Origin of the sequence: Stenotrophomonas rhizophila, assembly GCF_003751305.1 — a bacterium.
GTDB classification, from domain to species: domain Bacteria; phylum Pseudomonadota; class Gammaproteobacteria; order Xanthomonadales; family Xanthomonadaceae; genus Stenotrophomonas; species Stenotrophomonas rhizophila_B.
Genome location: NZ_RJKV01000001.1, coordinates 902,371 through 922,205, shown reverse-complemented (window position 1 = coordinate 922,205; position 19,835 = coordinate 902,371). Strand labels below are relative to the sequence as shown.

Genomic DNA, 19,835 nt, shown 5'->3' with positions numbered 1-19,835 from the left:
GCGGCCCTGCCCGCTTCGTGGTGGAGAGGAAGATCCACGAAGCAGGAAGGCCGACAGACGATCACGCGCGTTACAGGCTCGCGCGCAGGGTGATGCCGTAGCGACGGTCGTTGATCACGAAATCGCGGTAGCGCGTGGTGTAGCCCAGGTAGCTCTCGTTGCGGGTATCGAGCAGGTTCATGCCATCCAGCGACACCGACCACACGTCGTTGATGTTGAACCGCAGCGAGGCATCCAGCTGGCCGAAGCCCTTGTTGTAGACCGGCAGGTTGCCGGTCCCGTTGCCGGCGGTGGTGATCAGCCAGTCGCTGCGCCAGTTGTAGGCCACACGCGCCTGGAACCGCGGCACTTCGTAGCTGAGGATGACGTTGTAGCTGTTCTTGGACAGCCCCTCCAGCGGCACCACCAGCTGGCTGCCGTTGGTATCGGTGGCGCTCGGGCTGGGCGCCTTGGAATCGACGTAGGTGTAGTTGGTCTGCAGGCCGAAATGGCTCATCCAACCCGGCAGGAAGTCGAAGAACTGGGTGTAGCCCACTTCCACCCCCTTGATCTTGCCGTCATCGCCATTGACCGGGCGGGTGATCTCCCAGTTCTCGCCGGCGTACACCTCGTTGAACACGGCGTTGGCGATGAAGCCGTCAACCTTCTTGTAGAACGCGGTGCCGTACATCATCGAGCCCTGGCCGAAGTACCATTCCAGCGAGGTGTCGAACTGGGTGGCTTCCATCGGCTTGAGGTTGGGGTTGCCCGCCGAACCGGTCCGCCGGGTCACACCGCCACCGGCATCGGCCGCGCTCAGGCTCAGGTTCGGGTTGAGCTTGTCGAAGCCCGGGCGCGAGATGCCCTTGGACGCGGCGAAGCGCAGCTGCAGCTGATCGGTGAACATCCAACGCAGATTGAGGCTGGGCAGCACGTCGGTATAGGACTGCGCCACATTCACCGGCAGCAGGCCGCCACCTTCGATGTCGGTGCCGGTGCGCACGCCGTCGGAGGTGACCTCGGTGCGCACCACGCGCACGCCGACGTTGCCATCGAACGGAACACCCCAATCGTCCGCGCCGAACCGCAGCACGCCATACGCTGCGTAGGTCTTCTCGCGCTGGTTGTTGATGTTGTTCGGCGAGAATTCCAGCGGATCGGCGCCGAACGCCGCCAGGGTCTGCTCGTAGTTCTCCACCGCCGCGTCGGCCGCACTCAGGGTGGGGCCGAAGGTATAGCTCTTGCCGCGGAAGAAGTCGGTGATCGGGTTAGGCACCAGGCCCACGTTCGGGAAGTCGGCGAACGGCGCACCGAGCCACATGAAGCGCCACACGTTGCCCTGGTTCTCGGCCTTGCGATCGGTGTAACGCACGCCGGCCTTGAAGCTGCGGGCGAAGCCATCGTCGAACGCCAGATCCATGTCCGAACGCCAGGCGAACTCGGTGCCCTTGTTGTCGTCCTTGTTGTCCAGATGGAATTTCCAGCCGACGTAGTTGGCTGGATCGGTCAGATACCCCTGGTTGCCTGCGGCATCGGTCACGGCCAGGTACGGCAGGTCGCCACCCAGGTCGATCGTGTAGAAGGGCGTGGCATTCATGCCGGTGCCCACGATGTAGCGCGTGCCCTTGGTGGTGGCATCCACGTACTGGAAATCAGTACTCAAGGTCAGGTTCGGGGTCACCGTCCACTTGGCCCCCAACGAGTAGTCGGTGGTGATCGACTTGCGCTGGGTCAGGCTGGTGTTGGAATCGGCCGGGGTGTTCTGGAACACGCCGCTGACCAGTTCGTTGCGGTCGTTGACCACGATGTCGCGCGCGCCCTGCATGGCGTCGCCGCCGCTGTAGGCGAAGAAGGAGTAATCCTGCCAGCGGAAATCGTAGTCCGAGCGCAGCACCTGCGCTTGCACTTCGATGTCGTCGCGCGGGCGCCACTGCAGCGCCACCGCACCGGTGCGGCGCTTGCGCTCACCCACGGTGGTATTGATGCCGGCGCCGTGCGGCACGAACACCTCAGTGCCTTCAAAACCGGGCAGATCGGTCTGCGAATACCACGGCTCCAGCGAAATCGTGTCCTGGCGGAACGGGCTGGTCTGCTGCGAGTAGTTCACCAGCAGGCCCACCTCGCCGATACCGGTCTGCCAGCGGTCGCTGAACATGCCCGAGAAGGCCGGCTTGCTGTCATCGGCCAGATCGTAGTGGTTGTACTGCAGGCTGCCGGCGAACTTGCGGCCGTCATAGTCGAACGGCAGGCGCGTACGCAGATCGACGGTGCCGCCGAGGCCACCTTCGATCATCTCCGCCGAGGGATTCTTGTACACGTTGACGCCACCGAGCAGCTCGGCCGACACGTCTTCGAAGCTCAGCCCGCGGCCGTCATTGGCGGTGAAGATGTCACGCCCATTGAGCTCGGTGCGCACCTGGGTCAGGCCACGGATGGCGATGGTGCTGCCTTCGCCGTAGTTGCGCGTGATCTGGATGCCGGAGATGCGCTGCAGCGCTTCGGCGACGTTGTTGTCGGGCAGTTTGCCGATGTCCTCAGCCACGATCGAATCGACGATCTGCTCGGCATTCTGTTTGATCTGCTGGGCACGGGTCACGCTGCTGCGGGTACCCGTCACCTGGACGGTGTCCAGCTGGGTCGCGGCATTCGTGTCCTGGATATCGCTCTGCTGGGCCATCACCTGCCCGGCGACCAGCATCGAAACACAGACCGCCAGCGCACGGCGGCGCAACGCGGTGGGGGTACGTGCAGGCACGGATGCGCCTGTCGCCCCACGGCAACAACGTACTGACATGATGTTTCCCTCCCAGGACACATGTGCTGACGGTGGACGACGCCGTTCGGCGCCGCCTGTAACAATCAGGTTGTAAGGTCATGCCCACCACCGGGATGCCGGGGCGGGGTACAACGCGTCCGGTCGTTTCCGGTCGGCTGGCGGGCAGCTTAGGCAGCGGCAGCCATTCCATGCCAATAAAATATTGGGCAGGATGTATTCCTTCGGAGAATACCATTCACGCCGCCCATACCAGCCGTGGCCCGGCCCGCTTCAGCCGCTGCCGCGCAGCCCCGGATACAGCCAGCGCGCGGTCGTTCGAAGGGCCAGCAGCATGCGCTCGGCGGCCGGCGGCAACACGTGGCCGCGCCGATAGATGATCCCGAACGACTCCATGCGCACGCCCACATCGATCGGCAGCACGGTCAGCAGCTTGGCCTGGATGTAGGGCGCCACCGATTCCACCGGCAACGCGGCCAGCAGATCGCTGCCGCGCAGCAGGCTGGTCATCACCGGCAGCGAGCTGGTCTCGATGATGTTCTGCGGAATCGGCAGGCCCTGCTCCAGGAACAGCGCATCCAGCCGCGCGCGCAGCACGCTGTCAGCCGGCGGCAGGATCCAGCCATGCCGGGCCAGATCGGCGTAGTGCAGGTCGTCACGACTGGCCAGCGGATGGCCGGCACGGGCGATCACCGAATGCGGCTCGTCCGCCAGCGCTTCGAAGGTGAGGTCCGCAGCGCCCTCGGGTCCCAGGATGCGGCCGATCACCAGATCCAGCTGGCCATCCAGCAGTCGCGCCACCAGCGGCCGGCTGTAGTCCATCTCGACCCGGACCAGGATGTCCGGAAACTCGCGCTTCACCTCGGCGATCGCCTGCGGCACCAGGTTGGTGCCCGGGTTGACCACGGTACCGATCGAGACCTGCCCCATATGCCCGCTGCGCAGCGCGGCGATTTCTTCGGTCGCCCGGCCGATCTCCGACATCGCCGAGCGCGCGCGCCGGATCAGCACCTGCCCGTACCAGGTCGGCTCCACGCCGCGGGCGTGCCGCTCGAACAGCTTCACCCCGAGCATGTCCTCCATCTCCGCCAGCAATTTGGAGGCAGCCGGCTGGGTCATGGCGGCGGCTTCGGCGGCACGCAGCACCGAGCCGTGTTCGTGCAGGTGCAACAACAACATCAAATGCCGGGTCTTGAGCCGGGAGGCATTTGTCCAAGGGCCAGGTGCGGTCGTCATCACACATCCGTTCTGCGTTGATCGCCGCATTGAATCACGGTATTCGCCGGGGGAATAGATATCCCGAAAAATTTCATTTGATAAGAATACCTTCGCACGCAACCCTGACCGTATGGCTGCGCCGCCCCCGGCTGCCAGCCCGCCAGCGCCCGCCGCGCCCGCCGATTTCTGGAGCCTGCTTTGTCCGCATCCGCTTTGTCGTACCGTCTGCCGTTGGCTCCGTCCCTGGACACACTGTTCGATGAGTAAACGACTGCAGGACAAGATCGCGCTGGTCACCGGCGCGGCCAGCGGCATCGGCGCGGCCACCGCCGCACTGTTCGCCGAGCATGGCGCCCGGGTGATCGGGCTGGATCTGAACCCGGCGCGTGCGCCTGACGTGCGGATCGACCACCGCCTGGCCGACATCACCGATGCCGAGGAGATTCGCACGCTCGTGGAAACGGTACGCGTCGAGCATGGCCGCGTGGATGTGCTGGTCAACAACGCCGGCGCCGATGTCTTCGCCGACCCGCTGCAGCTGGAAGACGCGCAGTGGGAACGCTGCCTGGATCTCAACCTCAAGGGCGCCTGGAACGTGTGCCGGGCGGTGCTGCCGGCGATGCTGGCGCAGCAGGCCGGTTCCATCGTCAACATCGCCTCGGTGCATGGCCACCGGATCATCCCGCATGCCTTCCCCTACCCGGTCGCCAAGCACGGCCTGATCGGGCTGAGCAAAGCACTCGGCATCGAGTACGCGGCGCAAGGCATCCGGGTCAACTCGATTTCACCTGGGCTGATCCTGGTACCCCGCATCGAGGCCTGGTTCGCCAACAGCGCCGATCCGGCCGCCACGCGCCACGCGCAGGAGCAGCTGCTGCCCTGCAAGCGCATCGGTGAGCCCAGCGAAGTGGCGCATACCGCGCTGTTCCTGGCCAGCGACGAAGCCCGCTTCATCAATGCCACCGACATTCTGATCGACGGTGGCCGTTCCCAGCTTTACCACGAGTAATCATGAGCGCCCCGATCTTCCAACTGCCCCTCGTCGCGATCCTGCGCGGCATCACCCCCGATGACACCCTCGCCCATGTCGGCGCGCTGGTGGAGACCGGCTTCGATGCGATCGAAGTCCCGTTGAACTCGCCGCGCTGGGAAGACAGCATCGCCCGCGCGCAGCAGGCCTTCGGTGCGCACGCCTGGATCGGCGGCGGTACGGTGTTGCGCGAGCAGCAGGTGGATGCCCTGGTGGAGATCGGTGCACGCTTCATCGTCACCCCCAACACCCGGCCCGCACTGATCCGCCACGCGGTGGATCGCGGCCTGCAGGTGATGGCCGGGTTCGCCACCGCCAGCGAGGCGTTCGATGCGATCGACGCCGGCGCGCAGATGCTCAAGCTGTTCCCCGCCGCCACTTACGGTCCCGGCCACGTGCGCGCCCTGCGCTCGGTGCTGCCGCGCGAGCTGCCGTTGTACGTGGTCGGCGGCGTGACCCCGGATTCCCTCGCCAGCTACCTCGCCGCCGGTGCGGTCGGTGCCGGCATCGGGGGCGATCTCTATCAACCCGCCCAGCCGCTGCAGCGTACCCGCGAGCAGGCCCAGGCGTTCCTCCAGGCCTACCGGACTACGCACGGATGAAGATCACCCGACTGGTTACCTATCACGCCGCACCGCGCTGGCTGTTCCTGAAGATCGAGACCGACGAGGGCATCACCGGCTGGGGCGAGCCGGTCATCGAGGGCCGCGCGCGCACCGTGGACGCGGCCGTGCATGAGCTGTCGGAGTATCTGATCGGGCAGGACCCGACCCGGATCAACGACCTGTGGCAGACGATGTATCGCGGCAGCTTCTACCGCGGCGGCGCGATCCTGATGAGTGCCATCGCCGGGATCGACCAGGCGCTGTGGGACATCAAGGGCAAAGCGCTCGGCGTGCCGGTGTACCAGTTGCTCGGCGGTCTGGTGCGCGACCGCATGAAGACCTACCGTTGGGTCGGCGGCGACCGCCCGGCCGATCTGGTCGAGCAGGTGCATCGTTACCGCGAGCTCGGCTTTGATACGTTCAAGTTCAACGGCACCGAAGAGATGCAGCTGCTGGACAGCCCGCGCCGCGTGGATGCCGCCATCGCCAAGGTGGCCGCGCTGCGCGATGCATTCGGCGACAGCATCGATTTCGGCGTGGACTTCCACGGCCGGGTCGGCGCCCCGATGGCGCGCGTGCTGCTCAAGGAACTGGAGCCGTACCGCCCGTTGTTCGTGGAAGAACCGGTGCTGCCCGAACAGGCCGAGTACTACCCGCGCCTGGCCGCGGCCACCTCGATTCCGCTGGCGGCCGGTGAGCGCATGTACTCGCGCTTCGAATTCAAGCAGGTGCTCGCCAACGGTGGGCTCTCGCTGCTGCAGCCTGATCTCTCGCACGCGGGGGGTCTCACCGAGTGCCTCAAGATCGCCGCGATGGCCGAGGCCTACGATGTCGCGCTCGCACCGCACTGCCCGCTCGGCCCGGTCGCACTCGCCGCCTGCCTGCAGCTGGATTTCGTCTCGCACAACGCGGTGCTGCAGGAACAGAGCATCGGCATCCACTACAACCAGGGCGCCGACCTGCTCGATTACGTGTTGAACAAGGACGACTTCCACTGCGACCATGGCAGCATCGCCGCCCTGCCCAAACCCGGGCTGGGCGTAGAAATCGACGAGGAGCGCCTGCGCCATGCCCATGAGAATCCGCCTGACTGGCGCAACCCCGTCTGGCGCCACGCCGATGGCTCCGTTGCCGAGTGGTGAGCCGCGATGAGCGTTGAACTGGCCCCGGCCACGCTGGCGGTGGACAGCCGCTGCACCCATGGCGAAGGCGTGCTCTGGTGCGAACAGCGGCAGAGCGTGCTGTGGATCGACATCGCCGAACGCCGGCTGTGGGAACACCACCCCGAGCGTGGCACCACCCGGCATTGGACGCTGCCGGACCGGCCCGGCTGCATCGGCCTGTTCGAGGATGGCACGCTGCTGGTGGCGCTGGTGAGTTCATTGCACCGCGCCGATCTGGCCACGGCCACCGATGATGCGCTGCCGCTGCAGTGGCTGGCCGACGTGGACCCACTCAACGCCTACACGCGCAGCAACGATGGCCGCGCCGACCGCGACGGCAACTTCGTGTTCGGCACCATGAACGAGCACCCCGGACGCGCTGCCGATGGCCGCTTCTACCAGTACTCCACCCGCCACGGCCTGCGCGAGTTACCGCTGCCGGGCATCGTCATTTCCAACGCGATCAGCTTCAGCCTCGATGGCCGCACGATGTACTGGTGCGACTCGGTATCGCCGCGGATCATGGCCTGCGATTACGATCCCGAGCAGGCCCGCACCACCAACGTGCGCGAATTCACCGCGCTGGCCAATACCGCCGCCGAACCCGATGGCTCGGCCGTGGATGCCGCCGGACGCGTGTGGAACGCGCAATGGCGCGCACGCCAGGTGAGCTGCTATGCACCCGATGGCACGCTGCTGCAGATCCAGCCGGTCCCGGTCAAACACCCCACCTGCGTCGCCTTTGGCGGGAGCGATCTGCGCACGCTGTATGTCATCAGCTCACGGCTGGACCATACGCCGGAGGAACTCGCTGCGAGCACGCACGCCGGCAGCCTGTTCAGCGCACGCCAGGCGCAGCCGGGCCTGCCCGAGAGCCGGATCCGCGGATGATCGCAGTCGACTGGGGCAGCAGCAGCCTGCGCGGCTATTGGCTGGACGCGCACGGCGCGATCCTCGACGAACGCGCCAGCGCGCGCGGGATCCTGCACTGCGACGGCGACTTTGCCGGCGTGCTGGCCGAGCTGGTGCAGGGCTGGCCGGGCGGCACGGTGCTGCTCAGCGGCATGATCGGCAGCCGCAATGGCTGGGTCGAGCAGGCCTACCTGCCCTGCCCGGCCAGCCTGGCCGACCTGGCCGCCGCGTTGCAGCCGCACTCTGTTGAGCAGTTGCCTGATCATGCACTGTGGTTCGTGCCTGGCGTGGCCGTACAAAGCGCCGGCGATACACCCGACGTGATGCGCGGCGAAGAGACGCAGTTGTTCGGTCTGGATAGCAGCGCAGGCCCTGCACAGGTCTGCCTGCCCGGCACGCACAGCAAGTGGGCAACGCTGCACCAGGGCGCGATCACCGGTTTTGCGACCGCCATGACCGGCGAGCTGTTCGCCCTGCTGCGCCAGCACAGCCTGCTTGGCCGCCTGATGGACCACGGCGACAGCGTCGACGCCACCGCCTTCGCGCAGGGCGTGCAGCGCAGCGGGGACGCGGGGGGCCTGTTGCACCATCTGTTCGGCGTGCGTGCGCTGGGCCTGTTCGAGCGGTTGTCCCCCCTCGCAGCGCCTTCTTACCTCTCCGGGGTGCTGCTCGGCCATGAAATCCGTGCGCTCGCCGATGCCAGCGCCAAGGTCCACCTGGTGGGCAGTGCCGCGCTGACGGCGCGCTATGGCCACGCCCTCCAGCTGCTCGGCATCACCCCGGTGAATGCCCCTGAAAACCTTGCAGCACGGGGCCTGTACCGCCTTGCGCGGCAGCGCGGCCTGCTCGACTGAGCGCACCGCTCCAGCATTCAGGCACAACCTGTTCTAGAATTACGCGGCTTAACGCCGGATTTCCCCATGCCTTTCGTCGTCACCGAAAACTGCATCAAGTGCAAACACACCGATTGCGTGGAAGTGTGCCCCGTGGATTGCTTCCACGAAGGCCCCAACTTCCTGGTGATCGACCCGGATGAGTGCATCGATTGCACCCTGTGCGAACCGGAGTGCCCGGTCAACGCGATCTTCCCCGAAGACGACGTGCCCGCCGGGCAGGAAGCATTCGTCGCCCTGAACGCCGAGCTGGCCCAGGCCTGGCCGGTGCTCACCGTGCGCAAGGACCCGCCCGCCGATGCCGGCGAATGGGACGGCAAACCGGACAAGCTGAAGCTTCTGGAACGCTGAGCCTCCCGGCTCTTGCAGCAACGAAAAAGGGCGCCGAGGGCGCCCTTTTTGTTTCTCTGACCCGCAGCTTCGGTAGTGCCGGCCGCTGGCCGGCTGCTGCCCGCTCCAACGCCATCCAGGTCGCACCTGGACGGCACGCTGTGCGCGCCTGCCCGGCCAGCGGCCGGGCCTTACCGCTGGCGCTTCAGGGAGCCAGCTTCGCCTTCAGCTCACCCAGCAGCTTGGTCGGGGCGGCGGCGGTGGCCGGCATGCCACGCGGATCCACGGCCGAGACGTATGCACCGGCATCGACCGCAACGACGCGGACCAGGAAGTCGCTGCCTTCGAAGGCCACGTCGTAGGAACCCAGCAGCTGGGCCTTGCTGGCGATCTTCACGCCGTCAACGGTCTCCAGGGCGGTGCCGACCTTGGCGAACACCTCTTCCTTGGTGCCCGGCACGGTGAAGCCGGCGTTGTTGGCGGCGGCCGGATTCGCGGCCGGGGCCGGACGCGCGGCCTGCGACGCCAGCGTCGAACTGGCGACGGCGGCGGTGGCAGCGGCCTGGCCAGCCGGGACGTTCAGATCCGGCGGCACTTCCAGCGGACGCACTTCCGGGGCCAGGGCATAGTCGCCCTTGGCGCCACGCTTGAAGCAACCGGTGGTGCCGACGAGGGTGGCGGTGGCCAGGATCGCGAAGGACAGCACGCGGAAGGCGGAAACGGATTGACGCATGGGAATCTCCTGAGTGACCACTGTGATCAGTGGTTGGATAGTGCTTCCAGCGCACCGATATCGGTGGCCAGGTGTTCGGCAGCGGCGTGATGGGCCGCGGACAAGGGCAGCAGCGGCAGGCGCAGGCCGTCACCAATGCCGATCCGGCGCAGCAGGTCCTTCACCGGAATCGGATTGGACTCCACGCCGCAGAATTCATGGAACGGTTCCAGGCGCGCATCCCACGCCTCGGTCGCCTCGCGCTCACCGGCCGCCGCAAGATCGCACATCCGGCGATACGCGCCCGGCAGGGCGTTGGAGCCCACCGAGATCAGGCCATCCACGCCGGACAGGATCGAGCGCGCGGCCGTACCGTCGTCACCGCTGAGGATGGCGAAATCCGGCGAACGCAGCGCCAGCAGGGCATTGACGCGGCCCACATCGCCGACCGCCTCCTTGATGCCCACGATGTTCGGGTGCCGGGCCAGTTCGGCCACGGTCTCGGGCAGCATGTCGCAGCCGGTGCGGCCGGGCACGTTGTACAGGATGACCGGCAGGCCGCCCTGGTCGGCCACGGCGCGGTAATGCGCGATCAGGCCAGCCTGCGTGGGGCGCACGTACGGCGGGGTCACCACCAGCGCATGGGTGGCGCCATTGGCGGCCGCCCGGCGGGTCTGCTCGATGGTTTTGGCCGTCCCCGACAGCCCGGTCCCGGCCAGCACCGGGATGCGCCCGGCGACGGTTTTGACCGCACTGCGCAGCAACTGGTCGTATTCGTCGTCGGACAGGGCCGCGGCTTCACCGGTCGAACCGGCCACCACCACCCCGTGAACACCACCCTCCAGTTGCAGGTGCAGCAGGCGCTGCCAACCGTCGGGATCCAATGCGCCGTTCGCCTGGAAGGGCGTCGCCAGCGCGGTGATGAGACCGGAAAGGGACAAGGACATCGTGCTCGGAAGAAAGGGGGCACCCCGCCTGCGTAAACGCCGGCCAGATGTACGTTGCATGTTACTTGCGGGTCGAAAGCGCGGGCAAGTATGCTGGACTCCGGCGAACGTGCCGTCGTCCGGCCGTTCAGACTCACCTTGCATCACCCGGAACCATCTTGACCGACACCACGCCGCGGCCTGCGCCGACCGAAAACCACCTCCTGATCAACGCCTATACGACGCATCCGGAGTCCCCCCTGCTGCCTGTGACCCGGCGTATCGCCGACAGTGGCTGCAATCTGGTCGATGCCCGCCTGGCCACGGTCGGTCGCGACGTGTCCGTCACCGCCCTGGCCACCGGCTCGTGGGACTCGGTGGCGAAGCTGGAAGCGATGCTGACCCGGCTGGAGCGCGAGGAAGGCCTGAAGCTGGTCTGGTATCGCACCGGTGCCAAGCAGGCCCAGTCCAACCTGCTGCCCTACATCGTGGAAGTGATCGCGGCCGACAAGCCGGGGATCCTGTTCCAGCTGGCCGATTTCTTCGACCGCCAGGGCATCACCATCGAAAACCTGCAGAGCACGCGTTACCGCGCGATGCAGACCGGTGCGGAAATGTTCTCCGCGCAGGTGACGATCGGGGTGCCGGCGAACATGCACATTGCCGCGCTGCGCGATGATTTCCTCGAGTTCTGCGATCACCTGAACCTCGATGCGATCATGGACCCGATGAAATTCTGATGTTTCGCGCGTTCGTCACGGGCGCGCGGGGTTTCATGCAGTTGTAGTAGATCTACCCCAGGATCCGGAAAGGAACCCATGAACGACGGCGACACCCTGGACAGCACCACCCTCGCACTGCCGCTGGCGTTGTCCGGCGGCGAGACCACCACCCTCGGCGATCTGGCCGGCCAGTGGCTGGTGCTGTACTTCTACCCCAAGGACAGCACCCCGGGCTGCACCACCGAGGGCATCGATTTCAACGCGCTGCTCCCGCAGTTCACCCAGGCCGGCGCCCGCGTCTTCGGCGTCTCCCGCGATTCGGTCAAATCCCACGACAATTTCTGCGCCAGGCAGGGCTTCGCCTTCCCGCTGATCAGCGATGGCGATGAAGCGCTGTGCACCGCGTTCGACGTGATCAAGCTGAAGAACATGTACGGCAAGCAGGTGCGTGGCATCGAGCGCAGCACCTTCCTCATTTCGCCGGACAGTCGTATCGTGCAGGTGTGGCGCAAGGTCAAAGTGGCCGGCCACGCAGACACTGTCCTTGAAGCCCTGAAGGCCGCGAAAACCCAGTGATCAACCCGGCACCCCCAATGGCCATCACCCTGCCCCGCAGGTTGTGATGGCTTGTCCCTGTTCTGCCACCAGGAATTGACGATGACCCGAGGCAAGCGCATCTACGTACTGGATACCAACGTGCTGATGCACGATCCGACCGCGCTGTTCAAGTTCGAGGAGCATGATGTCTACCTGCCGATGCAGGTGATCGAAGAGCTGGACAACGGCAAGAAGGGCACCACCGAGGCGAGCCGCAATGCGCGCCAGGTCAGCCGTTTCCTCAATGAGCTGGTGCAGGCCTCGGGCCTGGACAACCTGGCCGATGGCATCCCGCTGCAGCGCCCGAACGGGCTGCAGCTGCGTGGCAAGCAGAGCGTGGGCCTGCTGCGTTTCCAGACCAGTCACTTCGATGCGGGCAAGAGCTTCGGCGCGGTGATTCCGGACAACGCCATCCTCGGCGCGATCCTGGCGCTGAAGGAACAGGTGCCCGAGATTCCGGTGGTGTTCGTGTCCAAGGACATCAATCTGCGGATCAAGGCGGCGATTGCCGGCATCGTTTCCGAGGATTACGAGAACGACCGCGCGCTGGACGATTTCAGCCTGCTCTACACCGGCGCCACCGAGCTGCCGGAAGACTTCTGGAAGAAGCACACCGACAGCCTGCGCAGCTGGAGCGACAAGGGCCGCACCAGTTACGAAATCATCGCCAGCGAAGACGAGAACTGGCACCCCAACCAGTACGCCTACCTGCCGGGCGACGATGAAGTCGAACTGCGCGTGGCCAAGGTGGACGGCGACAAGATCACCCTGTCGCTGGTCAACGATTTCCGCCACGGCAGCCACGCGGTGTGGGGCATCAGCGCGCGCAACCGGGAGCAGAACTTCGCGCTCAATGCGTTGATGGACCCGGAGATCGATTTCGTCACTCTGCTCGGCACCGCCGGCACCGGCAAGACGCTGCTCGCGCTGGCCGCGGGCCTGGCCCAGACCATGGACCAGCAGCGCTACCGCGAGATCATCATGACCCGTGCGACGGTCAGCGTCGGCGAGGACATCGGTTTCCTGCCCGGTACCGAAGAAGAAAAGATGACCCCGTGGATGGGCGCGCTGACCGACAACCTGGAAGTGCTCACGCATACCCAGGAAGGCGGCGCATGGGGGCGTGCAGCCACCAACGACCTGATCGCCAGCCGGATCAAGATCCGCTCGCTGAACTTCATGCGTGGCCGCACCTTCCTGTCGCGTTATCTGATCCTGGATGAAGCGCAGAATCTCACCCCCAAGCAGATGAAAACCCTGATCACCCGTGCCGGCCCGGGCACCAAGATCGTCTGCCTGGGCAACGTCGAACAGATCGATACTCCATACCTCACCGAGACCACCTCGGGCCTGACCTACGCGGTGGACCGTTTCAAGAACTGGCCGCACAGCGCGCACGTCACGCTGCGCCGTGGCGAGCGTTCGCGCCTGGCCGATTACGCTTCGGAGGTGTTGTGAGCCGTTCCCTGTCCCGTGCCGTCCTGCTGCTGGCGCTTGCTGCGCTGGCGGCGGCCTGCACGCCCGCCAACACGCGTCCGGGCGCCAGCGTCCCGACCGCAATCAAGACCGGCCAGTCCTGGGTGGTGACGCGACCGATCGTCGCCGCCCAGGTCCTCGATACCTGCTCGCGCGACAGTCCCGGCCGCGAGGCCGGACGGGTCACCGGTTACTGGGCGCCCAGCCGCAAGGATGTCGAGCAGCTCGAAGCCGCCTTGCCGACGCTGGAGGCGCAGGTGCCAAAGGCCGCCGATTTCGATCGCCAGTACGTCGGCATCGAGATGAACGCGCGCAAGCTGATCTACCTCAACGCCTTCCATCTGCCTGACGATGCCGACATCGATCCAGCGCGTGATGCGATCCGGGTCTGCGATGGGGGCGCGCAGTTCTGGGGCGCGGTGTTCGATCCGGGCAGCGGCAGTTTTTCGGATGTGCAGTTCAACGGCCCGCCCGCGGGTCGTTGATCGTGCCGTGACCCCCCCTACGCACGCCGGATGAGCATCCGGCTGCCCACCTGGGTCTGGATCGGGGCGATCGCCCTGTCCTGCGTGGCCGGGATGGTCAACGTGGTCGGCTTCCTGGGCTTCGAACACCAGGCGGTCAGCCACATGACCGGCACCACCAGCCAGCTCGGGATGGCCCTGGCCCAGCGCGACTGGCGCGTGGTCGGTCACCTGTGGGGCCTGCTGATCGCGTTCTGCGTGGGCGCCACGCTCAGCGGCGTGATCATCCAGGACAGCGGCCTGCAGCTGGGCCGTCGCTATGGCGTGGTGCTGGCGCTGGAATCGCTGTTGCTGCTGATCGCGATTCCCCTGTTCAAACAGCAGCAGATCTGGGGCGCACTGGCCGCGGCGATGGCCTGCGGCCTGCAGAACGCAATGGCCACCACCTTCAGTGGCGCAGTGGTGCGCACCACCCACCTCAGCGGCATGTTCACCGATCTGGGGATCGGGTTGGGCCATCTGCTGCGCGGGCTGCCACTGCCGATCCGACGGCTGACCCTGAGCGGCTTGATCGTCAGCGGCTTCCTGGCTGGCGGCGTGATCGGCGCCCTGCTGTTCCTGCGCTTCGGCTACGACGCCCTGCTCGCCCCCGCGCTGCTGACCGGCGGCACCGGGCTGGGCTACGTGCTGTACCGGCAGTGGCTGCTGCTGCGGGCGCGCTGACGGCGCGGCAGCACTGCCGCGGCAAACATTGCACAATCGGGCTATGACGCCCTCCAGCCCCGTTTCCGCCCTGACCATCGCCGGCTCCGATTCCGGCGGTGGCGCCGGCATCCAGGCCGACCTGAAGGCCTTCGCCGCCCATCGCGTGCATGGCCTGTCCGCGATCGCCGCCCTGACCGCACAGAACACCCGCGGCGTTACCGCCGTACACGTGCCGCCGCTGGCCTTCCTGCAGGCGCAGATCGATGCCTGCTTCGCCGATTTCGATATCCATGCGGTGAAACTGGGCATGCTGGCCAATGCCGAGGTGATCGGCCTGGTCGCCGACGCGCTGGAAAAGCACCGCCCACCGCACGTGGTGCTGGATCCGGTGATGGTCGCCACCAGCGGCGCCAGGCTGCTCGAAGCCAGCGCACTGGAGGCGATGCGCACGCGCCTGATCCCGCTGGCCACGCTGCTGACGCCCAACACACCCGAAGCCGAACTGCTGCTCGGCCGCCGCATCATCAACGCCGAGGATGCCGAAGATGCCGCCGACGCGTTGCTTGAACTGGGCGCCGGCGCGGTCCTGCTCAAGGGCGGGCATATGGACGAAGGCAACCGCGTGATCGATCGCTACTTCGACGGCGTGACCCGCGAAGAATTCATCCATACCCGCCTGCCGGTGGATGCGCACGGCACCGGTTGCACGCTGGCCTCGGCGATCACTGCACAGCTGTGCCAGGGGCTGTCATTGCCCAATGCCTGCGAAGCGGCCATCGACTACGTCGCGCGCGGCCTGCAGAGCGGTTATTACCCGGGCCGCAGCGAAGTACTGGTGATCGACCACTTCGGCGCGGCACGCCCGGCATGATCGACGCCTCGCCCCTGCCCGTGCAGACCGGCGATGGCCATCGCGTCGAACTGCTGGCGCGTGTACCGACACACCCGCGCGCACGTCTGCTGTGGCTGCCGGCGCTGGGCGTGGCCGCGCGCCATTACCTGCCGTTCGCCGAGGCGCTCGCTGCGCGCGGCATCGCGGTGTACCTGCACGAGTGGCGTGGCAACGGCAGCAGCAGCCTGCGCCCGTCGCGCACGCAGGACTGGGGCTACCGCGACATCCTTGAGCAGGACCTGCCGGCGAGCCTGGCAAACATGCCCGCAGACGCTGAAACACCCGTGATCATCGGCGGCCACAGTCTCGGCGGCCAGCTGGCCTGCTGCTTCGCCGGGCTGCATCCGCAGCGCTTCGCCCGCGTGTGGCTGGTCGCCAGTGGCACGCCGTACTGGCGCACCTTCCCGGCCCCGCGTGGCTGGACCCTGCCGCTGGTGTATCGCTTCCTGCCCTGGCTGGCCCAGCGCCAAGGGGTCCTACACGGCAGGAAGCTTGGCTTCGGTGGCACCGAGGCGCGCGGGTTGATCCGCGACTGGTCGCGCGTGGGCCTCAACAACCACTACGCGGCCGCTGGCATGGCGACCGATCTGGAGGCCGGGATGCGCGAACTACGCGGCCAGGCGACCGCCGTGGTGATGGACCGTGACTGGTTGGCACCGACGGGCTCGATGCAGGGCCTGCTGGCCAAGATGCCGGGCATGCGTGCGCAGCTCAGCGTAGTCAGTGCGCAGATGCTGGGTGCGCGTGCCGATCACTTCGCTTGGATGAAAACCCCGGAAGCCGTGGTGGAGCAGCTTCTTCGTTCATTTGAATGAAGACCTTCACAAAAACCGTTGACGAATGCGACGCCGATCCGCATAATTCCGCTCCTGTTGACGCGCCCGTAGCTCAGTTGGATAGAGTACCTGGCTACGAACCAGGCGGTCGGGAGTTCGAATCTCTCCGGGCGCACCATCAACAGGGTATCGATTTCGCCGTCGGTATCAGTAATGAAAATTCGATGTAAATGCGCCCGTAGCTCAGTTGGATAGAGTACCTGGCTACGAACCAGGCGGTCGGGAGTTCGAATCTCTCCGGGCGCACCATTACATCGAACGGCAAGCCTGCTTGCCTTCCCGTCGAACGTGGCGACACGCGCGGCAGGACACACAACCAGACAATGCAAATGCGCCCGTAGCTCAGTTGGATAGAGTACCTGGCTACGAACCAGGCGGTCGGGAGTTCGAATCTCTCCGGGCGCACCATTGCATCGACGAAGACAGCAACCCCGGTTGCTGTTTTTTTTTGCGTTGGCGCCAGCTGTCACCAGGTAGTGCCGGCCGCTGGCCGGCTCTCATGGATGCTGGACGATCGCGTGGCGCCGGCCAGCGGCCGGCACGACCGGGAGGTCATCCCTGCGGTGCGTGGGCCTGGGCTGCCTGAATCGCCACCAGGTCGGCTTCGCCTGGCAGTTCCGGCGCCGGGCAGTCGCCACCGGCATGGGCGTCATGGGCCAACCAGTCATCCACCACGCCGCCCAGCAGATCCACGCGCAGCGGCAGGGTGATGTGGTCTTCGCCACGCATTTCGATGTAATGCACGCGCGGGCTGGCGGCAGCCAGACGACGGCCCTGCCCGACCGGCACATGCTGATCATCCTGGCCATGCAGCAGCAGTACGCAGGTACGGCTGTCGGCCAGCGCGCGGGTGACGTCGACGCGATCCAGGTCCAGATCCAGACGCTGGCTGGCGGCGGCGATCACCTGGTCGATATCCTGCCCGCCGTAGCGCCAGCGCCCATAGGCGGCCATGGCCTGCGCCTTCCACGCCGTCGGCTGCAGCGACATCAGGTGCGGGATCATGCTGCGGATCGCATCGCCGGCATTGGCGAAGGATTCCATCGCCACCACGCCGGTGACCTGGTCGCCGAGCTTGTCGGCGGCGAACAGCGCGGTGGCTGCGCCGTAGGAAACGCCGAACAGATACAGCGGCCCGACCACCTCCCCGCGTGCCCTCAGCGCAGCGATGACATCGACCACATCATCCGATTCGAACGTGCCGTAGCCGGACGGGCCGGCGCCGGAATGGCCGTGATTGCGCAGGTCGATGGTGACCACGCGGTAGCCCGACTGCGCCAATTGCAGCGACCACGGCAGCATCGCATCACCGTTCATCATCCAGCCGTGCAACAGCACCACCGTGCCGCGCGGCGCCTGTGGCTGGAAGGGATGCGGCAGGTCCAGCGCCATGCCGGTGCGCAGCGGCTCGCCGTTGTCATGGTGCTGGGGCAGGTAGTGGTAGCGCACCCCGTACTGGCCCGGGTCGAAGGCCCGCCAGAAGATCGGCACGCCCGCGCGGCCGGTCACCCGCCCATGCCGGTTGGGGACGCTGTCCACCGCTTCGGCGATGCGCGGCATGTCCAGCAGGGTGGACACACCACCGGGCGCGATCAGCCGATCACTCAACGAGGTCGAGGCGGCGGTGGAGGTCAAGGAGGAGCAGGCAGCCAGCCACAGGCCAGCCCCGGCCAGCAGCAACAGCAGCAAGCGCTTCATGGGCAGAGTCGGAAAAACCAATCGAGTCGGGCAGGTTACCGATCCGCTCCGCGCCGCTCTATCGCATCCGTATGACCATCCGATGACAGCGAGGCCAGGATTCAGGTTGGCCCCGGCGGCTGGCTAGCCCAGCCAGCCTTCCATGGTCGGCCACCACCCCGCCAACACCGCCGGCCGCTGCATGCGCTCACGCCACCATTTCAGCGCGCCCCCCTCCTCGCCAGTGCGCCAGGCCAACCAGAACGTCTCGTCCGGCTTGGGCTCCTCGACCTGCTTGATCACCAGCCGGCCATCGCGCACCGCCTGCTGCACGTACGGCTCGGGCAGGAAACCGAAGCCGAGCCCGGCACATTGGAGGCGGAACTTGCTGACCATGTCCGGCACGGTCACGGTCTCCTGCCCCATCAGCAGCCCGACCGTGCGCGGCAGCATCCGCCGGGCCGAATCGGCCACGGCGATCGCGCAGTGGGTGGCCAGCTGCTCACGGCCCAGCGGCTCGGACGCGGCCGCCAGCGGATGCGAGGGCGCCACCGCGAACACGAAACGCACCACACCCATCGGCTCGACCACATAGCCCCCGCCACTGGGGCCCTCGCCCGCCGCGCCGACCAGCAGGTCCGCGCGCCGGTCGAGCAGCGCCTCCCAGGTGCCGGACAGCGATTCACTGATCAGCCGCATCCGGGTCTGTTCGGCCACCGCATTGAAGGCGCGCACATCCTCGGCCAGCAGCGCCGGCACGAACATCGAATCGACCGCCACGGTCAGCTCCGCCTCCCAGCCGGACGCCACCCGCCGCACCCGCATCTCCAGCTCCCGCGCCGCCCGCAGCAGATGGCGGCCCTCCTCCAGCAACGCTTCCCCGGCCGGGGTCAGGTGCGCGCGCGGGCCCACCCGATCGAACAGCTGCACGCCCAGGTCCTCTTCCAGCTTGGAGACCGTGTAGGAAATGGTCGAGGGCACCTTGTGCAGCGCTTTGCCAGCCGCGGCGAACGAGCCCCGGCGGTCGATGGCATCCAGGATCTGCAGGGCGTCGAGGCTGAGCTTGAGCATTCGAATTTTTCGATGATGGCTTGCGAAACTATCCGTTTTTCAACCCGCCGGAGCAAGCGGATACTGGCCGCAACAGGAAAGGGAACGGCAGCGGCCGCCCCGGACCGTCATCGAAACCATCGAACACCAAGGAGATTCACCATGCTGCAGATCCGCAAGAGCAACACCCGTGGCAAGGCCGACCATGGCTGGCTGAACTCCATGCACACCTTCTCCTTCGCCAATTACTACGACCCGCGCTATACCAGCTTCGGACCGCTGCGCGTGATCAACGAAGACCGCGTGCAGGGCGGCCAGGGTTTCGGCACGCACAGCCACAGCAACATGGAGATCATCTCGTACGTGCTCGGCGGCGCGCTGGAGCATAAGGATTCGATGGGCACCGGCTCGGTGCTGCGCTACGGCGATGTGCAGCGCATGAGCGCCGGCAGCGGCGTCAGCCACAGCGAGTTCAACCACTCGGCCGACGAGGCGGTGCACTTCCTGCAGATCTGGCTGTTCCCCGATCAGGAGAACATCACCCCGAGCTACCAGGAAACCCACTTCGCCCCGGAGACCAAGCGCGGCCAGCTGCGCCTGATCGCCTCGCGCGATGGCCATGACGGCTCGCTGTTGATCCACCAGGACGCGAACATCTACGCCACGATCCTGGACGGTGACGACCGCGTCCACCTGCCGCTGGCCCCGCGCCGCGGCGCCTATGTACAGGTGGCCCGCGGGCAGCTGCAGGTCAACGGCATCACCCTGGAGACCGGCGATGCGCTGCAGGTCAGTGACGAGGCGCAGCTGACGCTGGAAAACGCCAACGACGCGGAAGTCATCGTGTTCGAGCTGGCGCTGTAACCCCCCGGCCT

Annotated in this window: 19 protein-coding genes, 3 tRNA genes and 1 pseudogene; 17 read left to right on the top strand and 6 right to left on the bottom strand. The window is 66.5% G+C overall.

What is annotated here, in order from left to right; all coding sequences use genetic code 11:
- Positions 1-70: 70 nt before the first annotated feature.
- Positions 71-2,617: pseudogene (locus EDF74_RS04335) on the bottom strand (TonB-dependent receptor); the annotation flags it as partial.
- A 408-nt stretch (positions 2,618-3,025) separates the two neighbouring features.
- A complete protein-coding gene (locus EDF74_RS04330) occupies positions 3,026-3,988 on the bottom strand; it encodes a LysR substrate-binding domain-containing protein (RefSeq protein WP_123728938.1) in 963 nt (320 codons plus the stop codon).
- A gap of 241 nt (positions 3,989-4,229) precedes the next feature.
- On the opposite strand from EDF74_RS04330, the gene EDF74_RS04325 reads away from it, so the two are divergent.
- From EDF74_RS04325 to fdxA, 6 genes are all read left to right on the top strand, one after another.
- Positions 4,230-4,979 (top strand): SDR family oxidoreductase, encoded by a 750-nt coding sequence (locus tag EDF74_RS04325; protein WP_123728937.1) that lies wholly within the window; start codon positions 4,230-4,232, stop codon positions 4,977-4,979.
- A 2-nt stretch (positions 4,980-4,981) separates the two neighbouring features.
- On the top strand, positions 4,982-5,602 hold the full coding sequence (locus EDF74_RS04320; protein ID WP_123728936.1) for a 2-dehydro-3-deoxy-6-phosphogalactonate aldolase: 621 nt from the start codon (positions 4,982-4,984) through the stop codon (positions 5,600-5,602).
- A complete protein-coding gene (gene dgoD / locus EDF74_RS04315) occupies positions 5,599-6,747 on the top strand; it encodes a galactonate dehydratase (protein WP_123728935.1) in 1,149 nt (382 codons plus the stop codon). Before EDF74_RS04320 ends, dgoD begins: the two co-directional genes overlap by 4 nt.
- A 6-nt stretch (positions 6,748-6,753) precedes the next feature.
- Positions 6,754-7,659 carry an SMP-30/gluconolactonase/LRE family protein gene (locus tag EDF74_RS04310; protein WP_123728934.1) on the top strand — a complete coding sequence of 302 codons (906 nt, stop codon included), beginning with the start codon at positions 6,754-6,756 and terminating at the stop codon, positions 7,657-7,659.
- Positions 7,656-8,534 (top strand): 2-dehydro-3-deoxygalactonokinase, encoded by an 879-nt coding sequence (locus tag EDF74_RS04305; RefSeq protein ID WP_123728933.1) that lies wholly within the window; start codon positions 7,656-7,658, stop codon positions 8,532-8,534. The genes EDF74_RS04310 and EDF74_RS04305 overlap by 4 nt, the downstream gene beginning before the upstream one ends.
- A gap of 66 nt (positions 8,535-8,600) precedes the next feature.
- Positions 8,601-8,924 carry a ferredoxin FdxA gene (gene fdxA / locus EDF74_RS04300; RefSeq protein WP_123728932.1) on the top strand — a complete coding sequence of 108 codons (324 nt, stop codon included), beginning with the start codon at positions 8,601-8,603 and terminating at the stop codon, positions 8,922-8,924.
- 184 nt (positions 8,925-9,108) lie between these two features.
- Here fdxA and EDF74_RS04295 read toward each other — a convergent pair whose 3' ends face one another.
- Together EDF74_RS04295 and dapA are read right to left on the bottom strand one after the other, a co-directional pair.
- Positions 9,109-9,636 (bottom strand): hypothetical protein, encoded by a 528-nt coding sequence (locus EDF74_RS04295; RefSeq protein WP_123728931.1) that lies wholly within the window; start codon positions 9,634-9,636, stop codon positions 9,109-9,111.
- A 26-nt stretch (positions 9,637-9,662) separates the two neighbouring features.
- On the bottom strand, positions 9,663-10,556 hold the full coding sequence (gene dapA, locus EDF74_RS04290) for a 4-hydroxy-tetrahydrodipicolinate synthase (protein WP_123729709.1): 894 nt from the start codon (positions 10,554-10,556) through the stop codon (positions 9,663-9,665).
- Between the two features lie 164 nt (positions 10,557-10,720).
- On the opposite strand from dapA, the gene EDF74_RS04285 reads away from it, so the two are divergent.
- The 10 genes from EDF74_RS04285 to EDF74_RS04240 all read left to right on the top strand — a co-directional run bounded on the left by EDF74_RS04285 (position 10,721) and on the right by EDF74_RS04240 (position 16,641).
- Positions 10,721-11,281: a glycine cleavage system protein R gene (locus EDF74_RS04285; RefSeq protein ID WP_019183297.1), complete on the top strand. Its 561-nt coding sequence runs from the start codon at positions 10,721-10,723 to the stop codon at positions 11,279-11,281.
- Between the two features lie 78 nt (positions 11,282-11,359).
- Entirely contained in the window at positions 11,360-11,839 is a 480-nt protein-coding gene (locus tag EDF74_RS04280) for a peroxiredoxin (protein ID WP_123728930.1), read from the top strand.
- Between the two features lie 81 nt (positions 11,840-11,920).
- Entirely contained in the window at positions 11,921-13,318 is a 1,398-nt protein-coding gene (locus tag EDF74_RS04275; RefSeq protein ID WP_123728929.1) for a PhoH family protein, read from the top strand.
- A complete protein-coding gene (locus tag EDF74_RS04270; protein WP_428999130.1) occupies positions 13,315-13,821 on the top strand; it encodes a hypothetical protein in 507 nt (168 codons plus the stop codon). Before EDF74_RS04275 ends, EDF74_RS04270 begins: the two co-directional genes overlap by 4 nt.
- A 30-nt stretch (positions 13,822-13,851) precedes the next feature.
- On the top strand, positions 13,852-14,523 hold the full coding sequence (locus EDF74_RS04265; RefSeq protein WP_123728928.1) for a YoaK family protein: 672 nt from the start codon (positions 13,852-13,854) through the stop codon (positions 14,521-14,523).
- A gap of 43 nt (positions 14,524-14,566) precedes the next feature.
- Positions 14,567-15,376 (top strand): bifunctional hydroxymethylpyrimidine kinase/phosphomethylpyrimidine kinase, encoded by an 810-nt coding sequence (thiD, locus tag EDF74_RS04260; RefSeq protein WP_123728927.1) that lies wholly within the window; start codon positions 14,567-14,569, stop codon positions 15,374-15,376.
- Positions 15,373-16,212, top strand: a complete 840-nt coding sequence (locus EDF74_RS04255; RefSeq protein WP_123728926.1) for an alpha/beta hydrolase family protein — start codon at positions 15,373-15,375, stop codon at positions 16,210-16,212. Before thiD ends, EDF74_RS04255 begins: the two co-directional genes overlap by 4 nt.
- Positions 16,213-16,274: 62 nt before the next feature.
- A tRNA-Arg gene (locus EDF74_RS04250) sits at positions 16,275-16,351 on the top strand.
- 54 nt (positions 16,352-16,405) lie between these two features.
- Positions 16,406-16,482 (top strand) — tRNA-Arg (locus EDF74_RS04245).
- 82 nt (positions 16,483-16,564) lie between these two features.
- Positions 16,565-16,641 (top strand) — tRNA-Arg (locus EDF74_RS04240).
- Positions 16,642-16,785: 144 nt separating this feature from the next.
- Here EDF74_RS04240 and EDF74_RS04235 read toward each other — a convergent pair.
- A complete protein-coding gene (locus tag EDF74_RS04235; RefSeq protein ID WP_123728925.1) occupies positions 16,786-17,931 on the bottom strand; it encodes an alpha/beta hydrolase family protein in 1,146 nt (381 codons plus the stop codon).
- 123 nt (positions 17,932-18,054) lie between these two features.
- Positions 18,055-18,981, bottom strand: coding sequence for a LysR family transcriptional regulator (locus EDF74_RS04230; RefSeq protein ID WP_123728924.1), 927 nt, complete (start codon positions 18,979-18,981; stop codon positions 18,055-18,057).
- Between the two features lie 141 nt (positions 18,982-19,122).
- Here EDF74_RS04230 and EDF74_RS04225 point away from each other — a divergent pair, with 141 nt between their 5' ends.
- Positions 19,123-19,824 (top strand): pirin family protein, encoded by a 702-nt coding sequence (locus EDF74_RS04225; protein ID WP_123728923.1) that lies wholly within the window; start codon positions 19,123-19,125, stop codon positions 19,822-19,824.
- The last annotated feature ends 11 nt before the right edge of the window (positions 19,825-19,835 follow it).